The organism is Clostridium sp. 1001283B150225_161107_B6 (genome assembly GCF_015556325.1).
GTDB lineage: Bacteria > Bacillota > Clostridia > Lachnospirales > Lachnospiraceae > Enterocloster.
In genome coordinates this window covers 1-7227 of the sequence record NZ_JADNMD010000023.1, presented here as the reverse complement: position 1 = coordinate 7227, position 7227 = coordinate 1, and the positions used below count along the sequence as shown (strand labels likewise).

General features: G+C 52.1%; 6 protein-coding genes and 1 pseudogene. All 7 read right to left on the bottom strand.

Features of this window, described 5'->3' with window-relative positions; genetic code table 11:
- Window positions 1–302: 302 nt before the first annotated feature.
- Window positions 303–848, bottom strand: coding sequence for an NADH peroxidase (locus tag I2H39_RS28605; protein WP_195628115.1), 546 nt, complete (start codon window positions 846–848; stop codon window positions 303–305).
- A 321-nt stretch (window positions 849–1169) separates the two neighbouring features.
- On the bottom strand, window positions 1170–2237 hold the full coding sequence (locus I2H39_RS28600; protein WP_195628114.1) for a hypothetical protein: 1068 nt from the start codon (window positions 2235–2237) through the stop codon (window positions 1170–1172).
- Window positions 2224–3792 (bottom strand): MBOAT family O-acyltransferase, encoded by a 1569-nt coding sequence (locus tag I2H39_RS28595; protein WP_330641124.1) that lies wholly within the window; start codon window positions 3790–3792, stop codon window positions 2224–2226. Before I2H39_RS28595 ends, I2H39_RS28600 begins: the two co-directional genes overlap by 14 nt.
- A 26-nt stretch (window positions 3793–3818) precedes the next feature.
- Window positions 3819–4046, bottom strand: coding sequence for an acyl carrier protein (locus tag I2H39_RS28590; protein ID WP_195628112.1), 228 nt, complete (start codon window positions 4044–4046; stop codon window positions 3819–3821).
- Window positions 4047–4061: 15 nt separating this feature from the next.
- Entirely contained in the window at window positions 4062–5381 is a 1320-nt protein-coding gene (locus I2H39_RS28585) for an alanine racemase (RefSeq protein ID WP_195628111.1), read from the bottom strand.
- Entirely contained in the window at window positions 5374–6891 is a 1518-nt protein-coding gene (locus I2H39_RS28580) for an amino acid adenylation domain-containing protein (RefSeq protein ID WP_195628110.1), read from the bottom strand. Before I2H39_RS28580 ends, I2H39_RS28585 begins: the two co-directional genes overlap by 8 nt.
- 231 nt (window positions 6892–7122) lie before the next feature.
- Window positions 7123–7227, bottom strand: a pseudogene (locus I2H39_RS28975) (NADH peroxidase); the annotation flags it as partial.

Sequence of the window (7227 nt, the reverse complement as noted above, 5' to 3'; positions counted from 1 at the left end):
TCAGGTGCATTCTCTCCCTCATAAACATAACCGCAAACTGTACATACCCATTTCTTCATAATCAATATTCTCCTTTTTCCTTATATTATTTGTTCTGAATGTTTTAATAATAGTAATTGTTACTGATATTAATATATACCATCTTCCAGGATTTGTCAAGTGTTATTTCATAAAAAATTTCACTTTTTTGTTATTTCCGGCGGGAAGGCGGAAGATGAAACCACAGATAATGTTTAAGGCCCATTGCTGAAAACATATTGCCGGAAGCATTGTCCGTCAGATAAGCCGCCTTCCCATGGGAGTTAGCCGAAGTATCTGTTTAACAGACCCTCAAATGCCTTGCCGTGACGGGCCTCGTCCTTGGCCATCTCATGTACGGTGTCATGGATAGCGTCCAGGTTCAGGGCCTTTGCTCTCTTAGCCAGGTCGAACTTGCCTGCGGTAGCGCCGTTCTCAGCAGCAACCCTCATCTCCAGGTTCTTCTTGGTGGAGGAGGTAACAACCTCGCCCAACAGCTCGGCAAACTTGGCAGCATGCTCTGCTTCCTCAAAAGCAGCCTCAGCCCAGTACATGCCAATCTCAGGATAGCCTTCTCTGTGGGCAACCCTTGCCATGGCCAGGTACATGCCGACCTCGGAGCACTCGCCTTCAAAGTTAGCCCTTAAATCCATCATGATATCTTCAGGAGCGCCCTGAGCCACGCCAACCTCATGCTCGCAAGCCCATGCCATTCCCTCGGATGCCTGCTCTTTGAACTTGGAAGCCGGAACGCCGCACTGCGGACATTTCTCAGGTGCATTCTCTCCCTCATAAACATAACCGCAAACTGTACATACCCATTTCTTCATAATCAATATTCTCCTTTTCCTTTATAGGGTTTAATGTGAATCCTCAGAGGATTCATGTATTTGTTAAATTAATAATAGTAATTGTTACTAATATTAATATAAACTACTTTAGATGGTTTGTCAATAGATTTTTGAAAAAAGTTTAATAAAAAGTGTAAGAGGGGAAGCGGGGAGAAGGACTGGAAAAAAACATCCCAAAACGCATGGTAAAACATATGATACCGGGCCGGAACCATATGTTTTACCGTTGGTTTTGGGATATCTTCATATTGTATCGCTGAATTATATCACTGAATCATATCATGCATGATACATGTTCTGCTAATCAAAATAGTCATCTGGTTTTAGGCAGCCCTGGTCCAGGCTGCCCAGAAAGCGGCCCAGCAGTGTGCTGAATTCCCTGGCCCTGACGCCGTCCATGTGGCCGTCGTAGTCCCAGTATCCTTCCATGCTGCGGTCCATAAGCTCCGGCTTCATATAATTGAAGTTATAATATTCCAGACCGAGGCCTTCCATAAGGTCTTTGAAATATTGGTGGGACTGCGCGTAGGAACCGGCAAACTGGTCAAGTGTCTCCCTGGGTACGGGAGTGGTGATAACAGTGAGCTCAATGTTGTTTTTCCGGCAGAATGAGGCGATACGGTCAAAGTAACGTTCTGCCCTGGGCTTTACCTGGCTCTCATCCCAGGGGATGTTGTTGAAGGTGCCCTTATCCTCGCCCTCCACCCGGTCCCGGTAGATGAAGCCCCGGCCTCCGTAATGACCTCCGGGGATTTCCAGAATGGAAGGGTCGTAATTTTTGTAGGAAGAACTCTGCTTCCGGCGTATATGGTCCGGAATCCGGCCGACAAGGTTGCGGTAATAGCTCCATGGAGCCAGTGCAGAGCGGAAGTCCAGGTTTATGATTTTGTCCAGGAAGTAGGCAGCCTTGGACCTGGAGAGCGGAAACTCCTGATAAAAGAATATCTGGGTGGAGCCGCTGCGCTGTTCATTCATCCAGTATGAAGGGTCCAGCTCATATACAACGCGGGAAGGCGACTGCGTCTCGCAGGCCAGTCTTAACATGTAGTACATATCGTCCGGGTAGGCGTCTGCCATGCAGAGGCTGACAGAGCTTCCGCCGGATGCAGCGTCCACGGAGAGAGGGTCTATACCGTACTGTCCGTGGGAAGTTCCGATAAATATGGTGTCATATGTCTCGCCGTTTCTGAGGTTATGAAGGTTGATTCTCACGGAGCTGGGAGGGATAAAACCATAATTGAGGGCTGCCGTGATGCATATGCACAGGGCCAGGAACAGGATGGGGCTCAGCCGCTTTAACACTTGTCTGCCGGGCCGGTCATGGGACTGTCTGTCAGACCGGCCGGCCGGTTTGCTAGAATTGGGCATATATAAATCCTCCTCCCGTCATAGTAATCTGGCCCAGCAGCGGTATGGAAAAGAGCAGCATCAGATAGACGCACCACCTGGCAGCCAGGGGTTTCCCGGCCAGGGCAGCCCTCATGTCAACCTGGTTTTCCTGAAGCAGGCTGACCGTGAACAGGACTGCGCAGGATAGGGCCAGGGCAGCATAGTCCTTCAGGTCCAGGCCCAGCCTTAAGAGGCTGCCGTCTGTCAGCGCGGAAAGGGAAAAACCGGTAATGGTATTCTTCATCATGGTCAGCGCGGCTCCCAGGCTTTCCGCCATGTCAAAATACCAGCTGATATTCACAAGGATAAAGGTTCTGAAAATCCGGACCCCTGCCCAGGCTCTGGATTCCAGGGGGATATGCAGTTTCCGGGCCATTTCCCCGTAGATGGGAGCCAACAGGCTGCTGGCGGCAATAATGCCTCCGTTATAGAGTCCGTAAACAATGAATTTCCAGGCAGGTCCGTGCCACACGCCTACCAGGAAGAACACCAGCAGATTGGCAATACAAACCGGCAGTACCCTGCTTACATGCTTTCCGAAATGTTTTTTGCAGTACTTTCCAAACCGGTTCATGCCCTTAGACAGGGAAAAAGGATAGAATACATAATCCTTCATCCAGGTGCCCAGGGTGATGTGCCAGCGGTGCCAGAAGTCTGATATGGACCGCGCAAAATAAGGGCGTTTAAAATTGGCGTCCAGGGATATGCCAAAGCACTCTGAGGCGCCCATAATTACATCCATGCCGCCGGAGAAATCCCCATACAGCTGAAGGGAATAACACAGTACGCCGGCTATGACCGCGATGCCGTGGTAGGACTGGTAATTGCCAAAGACTTCATTGACAATGACCGCGGCCCTGTCTGCAATGACGATTTTCTTGAAGTAGCCCCAGAGCATAAGCTGGAGCCCCCTCTCAATCCGGGTAAGACTGAATTTCCTCCGGCCGAACAGCTGTGACGACAGGCGGTCATACCGGCCGATGGGCCCCTGGAGTATCTGGGGGAAGAAGGAGACAAACAGGGCGAAACGCAGGGGATTGCGGTCCGGCGCATACTTACCCCTGTATACGTCTATGAGATATCCCATGGACTGGAAGGTATAAAAGGATATTCCCAGCGGCAGCAGGAGCCTTGCCGGGGAAATGTGTGTGCCAAAGAAAAGATTTATGTTTTCAGTGGCAAAATTCCGGTATTTTAATGCTGACAGAATGCCGAAATTCAGGAGAAGGACCAGGGCTGTTATCCCCTTTTTGCGCTGTTTGCAGCGCCCTTTCATGGCCTTTTTTTCCTCCGGGGAAAGGGGCTGTGCCTGGCTGTCAGGGCCCAGGGCGCGGGCAAGCCTCCGGTCCGTGTGCTCCAGCCACAGACCGCCCAGAAAGGTAGTGGCGGTAGTGGTCAGGATGAACACTACCGCCGCCGGGCCGGAGGCCAGATAGAATATATAACTGAATATAAGCAGCCAAATCCATTGGAGCCGTCCGGGTATCACGTAATATCCTGTCACTGCCGCGGCCAGGAATAACAGGAATTTCATTGAAAGAAAAGACATGACCTACCCCTTTAGTTGTCCTTAAGGCGCTCTACCATGTTCCAGAGGGCCTGGGCAGAGTTGAAATTCTCCGGAACAATGTCCACCGGAGATATCTCAATTCCAAAAGCATCGTTTAATTCGCTGACAATGGACAGGATATCAAAGGAATCCAGGCAGCCGTCGTCAATCAGGCCCGTGCATGTCCTGAAATCCACCGTTGGTTTTATGTCTTCTAACAGTTCGAATAATTCATCCATATGATTGTTCTCCTTTTATGTGTCAGAGCGTTTTGAAGAGCCGCTCTGTGATTGATATATCTGCGCGGCAGAGCCGTCGTTCAGCATATCCGTGGGCAGGACATCCCGCACCAGGGAAAGCCCCTGTTTTTGCGTATAGGTCAGGACCGCGGGAAGCTTTCTGCTCAGAAACAGATAAATGCCCTCGGTCACGGAATAGGCCCCGATGCGGTCAAACACCAGTAAATCCCCTATAGTCAGACCTTCCAGGGGGAGGTTCTTCACCAGTATGTCTCCCGAGGTACAGAGGGAGCCGCACACGGTCCAGCGGCCGCTGGCAGGCGTGTCATCGCCGGGGGGATGTCCGGATGCCATGAAGGTTTTGTTCCCGTCCATGACAATAGCGCCGTGTTCCGGTTTCTGCCGCCGGGCCGGATTGTCCTGGGGCAGGTAGCGGTATGCAGGCACCTTCATGGCCATGGTCTGGCCATAGTAGTTGACATGGTTGATGCCGCCGTCTACAATGCAGTAATTCTGGCCAAGGCTGCGCTTTATATCCACCACACGGGTCAGATAGCTGCCGCAGGGAGCGGCCAGGAAACGGCCTGCCTCGAGAAAGATTATACCTTTAAAATCCAGGGAATCAAGGCTTTTTTTGAATTCCTGCAAAAGAATTTCTTCATCCGGCTGTTCCTGCCCTTCAAAATAGGGTATCTGGAAACCCGGTCCGTATTCCAGCTCTCGGAACTCAAAATCCAGCTGTTCCCTGACAAAACCCAGAAGTAAGTCCAGCTTTTCCAACTCCTTCTTTATCCGTTCCAGACCCTTTTTCTGGGTGCCGGAATAGTACTGGAGACCTGTCGGGTCCAGGTGGGGATAGGAGCCGCGGTTACGGATTGAGGCAAGGACATCCTCCTCATCCATACCAAACTGGTTGCCGCTGGTCAGGCGCAGAAGCACCCTGACACCGGTCAGCCCGGCTGCGGCTGCGCATGTTTCCAGCAGCAGGAGCTGGTTTAGGGATTCCGCCGTGTAGGTGCCCGCACCCTGCTCTGCCATGACTGAGCGGATGTGGGCCTCCTCCTTATTGACGCCTGACAGAACAATATTCCGTGCCGGCACATGGGCGCGGCGGCAGATGGCATACTCTCCCGGTGAGCAGACCTCCAGCCCGGCTGCTGTCCGGGCTGCGGCAGCTGTCAGAAAGGGGTTGGCCTTCATGGCGTAGCAGATGTTTACCTGTTTTCCGAGAATCTCTCCCATGCGGCGGATGCGTGAGGTGAATGCATCCAGGTCAAAGAGATAGCAGGGGGTATTATATTGCCGGGCAGCTTCCAGCAGGGTACGGTTATTCATAAAGCCTCCTGAGTGCCTGCCGGTCCACCTTACTGTTCTTGGTAAGGGGAAGCTTTGGCAGGTTTCTGTATAGATTGGGGAACATATAGCGGGGCAGGAGGTGTTCCAGGCCCAGTGCTATATCCCTTTTGCCGGCGGTTCCCTCATAAAAGGCAGCAATTTTATTCTTCTCCTCCAGAAACAGGCACACCGCCCTGTCCACACCTTCCACGGCTTCAAGGGCTGCCTCAATCTCGCCAAGCTCGATTCGGTGGCCCATGTGCTTGATTTGGAAATCCTTCCGGCTGCTGAAATACAGAAGGCCGTCCTCACCGTAGCAGGCCAGGTCGCCGGTCCGGTATATAGTCTCCTGATAGCAGGTGTTTAAGGGATTCTGGACAAAGGCCATGGCAGTGCGTTCCGGGTCCCTGTAGTAGCCCAGCGCCAGAGCGGTTCCGGCCACGCAGAGTTCTCCGCACTGTCCGGGTTCTGTAACCAGCCTGTTGTTTTCATCCAGCAGGAATACGGTTTCGTTGGGAAATGGCTTCCCGATGGGAATGGGGGTTCCGGGCTCAAAGTCCCGGTCCACCACGTAGTATGTGCAGTTGCAGGTGATTTCCGTGGGGCCGTACAGGTTTACAAACAGGGCCTTTGGCAGGTAACTGCGCCATGTGTTCAGATGTTTGACCGGCATAACCTCCCCGCTGAAAAGAATTTTATTCAGATGGGATGGCACACGGTAGGTAAAACCCTTAAGCGTGGTGATGATGCACAGGGCTGAGACAGCCCAGATGGCTGTGGTGATTTTCCTGTGGCACAGGTAGTCCAGAAGTCCTGTGGGGATGGAAAACAGCCGTTTGGGAATGATTTCCAGCGTGGCCCCGGTACTCAGGGCCGAGTAGATGTCCTTTACAGATACATCAAAGTCAAAGGGCGCCTGATTGCCGATGACGTCATCCTGAGTTATATGGAACAGCTCCGTAAAATGCCCGATGAAATCAATGACAGAGCGGTGGCTCACCACCACGCCCTTGGGCACGCCCGTGGAGCCGGAGGTAAAGATTCCGTACAGGGGGTCTGTGTCGGCGGCCTGTGCGCGGATGGAAGCAAGGAGCCCCGGATTCAGGACATCATCCGTAAGGCATCTCAGCTCCTCCAGAGGCAGTATTTCACCTGAAAAGGTGATATCACCGGCCAGGCCAAGGCTTTCCTTATCAGCAATCATCAGGTCTGCCTGCAGGGTATCCAGAATGCGGTTCAGGCGCTGGGCAGGCTGGCTCCCGTCCAGACAGACATAAAAACAGCCTGCCTGCACAATGCCCAGAAAGGCGCCCAGGGTAAATACATTCTTTTCCGCCAGTACGGGAACAGGACGGCGGGGGCCGGTCTTTCGGCCCAGGACACTGCCGATTTTCATGGACAGGTCTGTCAGTTCACCGTAAGTAAGGCTTGTATGTTCGTCAGCAAAAGCTGTTTTACGGGGATGGGCTTCTGCGGATTTTTCCAAAAAACATAGGACATTCTGTATCAATGAAAGGACCTCCGATAACAGGATTTTAAAGCATTTTCGTGCTTAGTCTAGCACAGATGGATAGCGGGTTCAAGGCTTTAATTATGAAGATTCTATGACGATTGGCGGATACCTGCGAAACTGCAATTGCCGGATACACTCCGGGACAGCAGATTACAGACGCAAAAAAGGAGAAGAGTGTGCTCTTCTCCTGATTCTGTAACAGTCATAGGCCGGATACCGGCCGCTTAATTAACCAAAGTATCTGTTAAGCAGACCCTCAAATGCCTTGCCGTGACGGGCCTCGTCCTTGGCCATCTCATGTACGGTGTCATGGATAGCGTCCAGGTTCAGGGC

What these genes read in the sequence shown, in the direction of transcription:
- I2H39_RS28590 (WP_195628112.1), bottom strand. Translation starts at nt 4,046, where the DNA reads ATGGATGAATTATTCGAACTGTTAGAAGACATAAAACCAACGGTGGAT.
- I2H39_RS28585 (WP_195628111.1), bottom strand. Translation starts at nt 5,381, where the DNA reads ATGAATAACCGTACCCTGCTGGAAGCTGCCCGGCAATATAATACCCCC.
- I2H39_RS28600 (WP_195628114.1), bottom strand. Translation starts at nt 2,237, where the DNA reads ATGCCCAATTCTAGCAAACCGGCCGGCCGGTCTGACAGACAGTCCCAT.
- I2H39_RS28605 (WP_195628115.1), bottom strand. Translation starts at nt 848, where the DNA reads ATGAAGAAATGGGTATGTACAGTTTGCGGTTATGTTTATGAGGGAGAG.
- I2H39_RS28595 (WP_330641124.1), bottom strand. Translation starts at nt 3,792, where the DNA reads ATGAAATTCCTGTTATTCCTGGCCGCGGCAGTGACAGGATATTACGTG.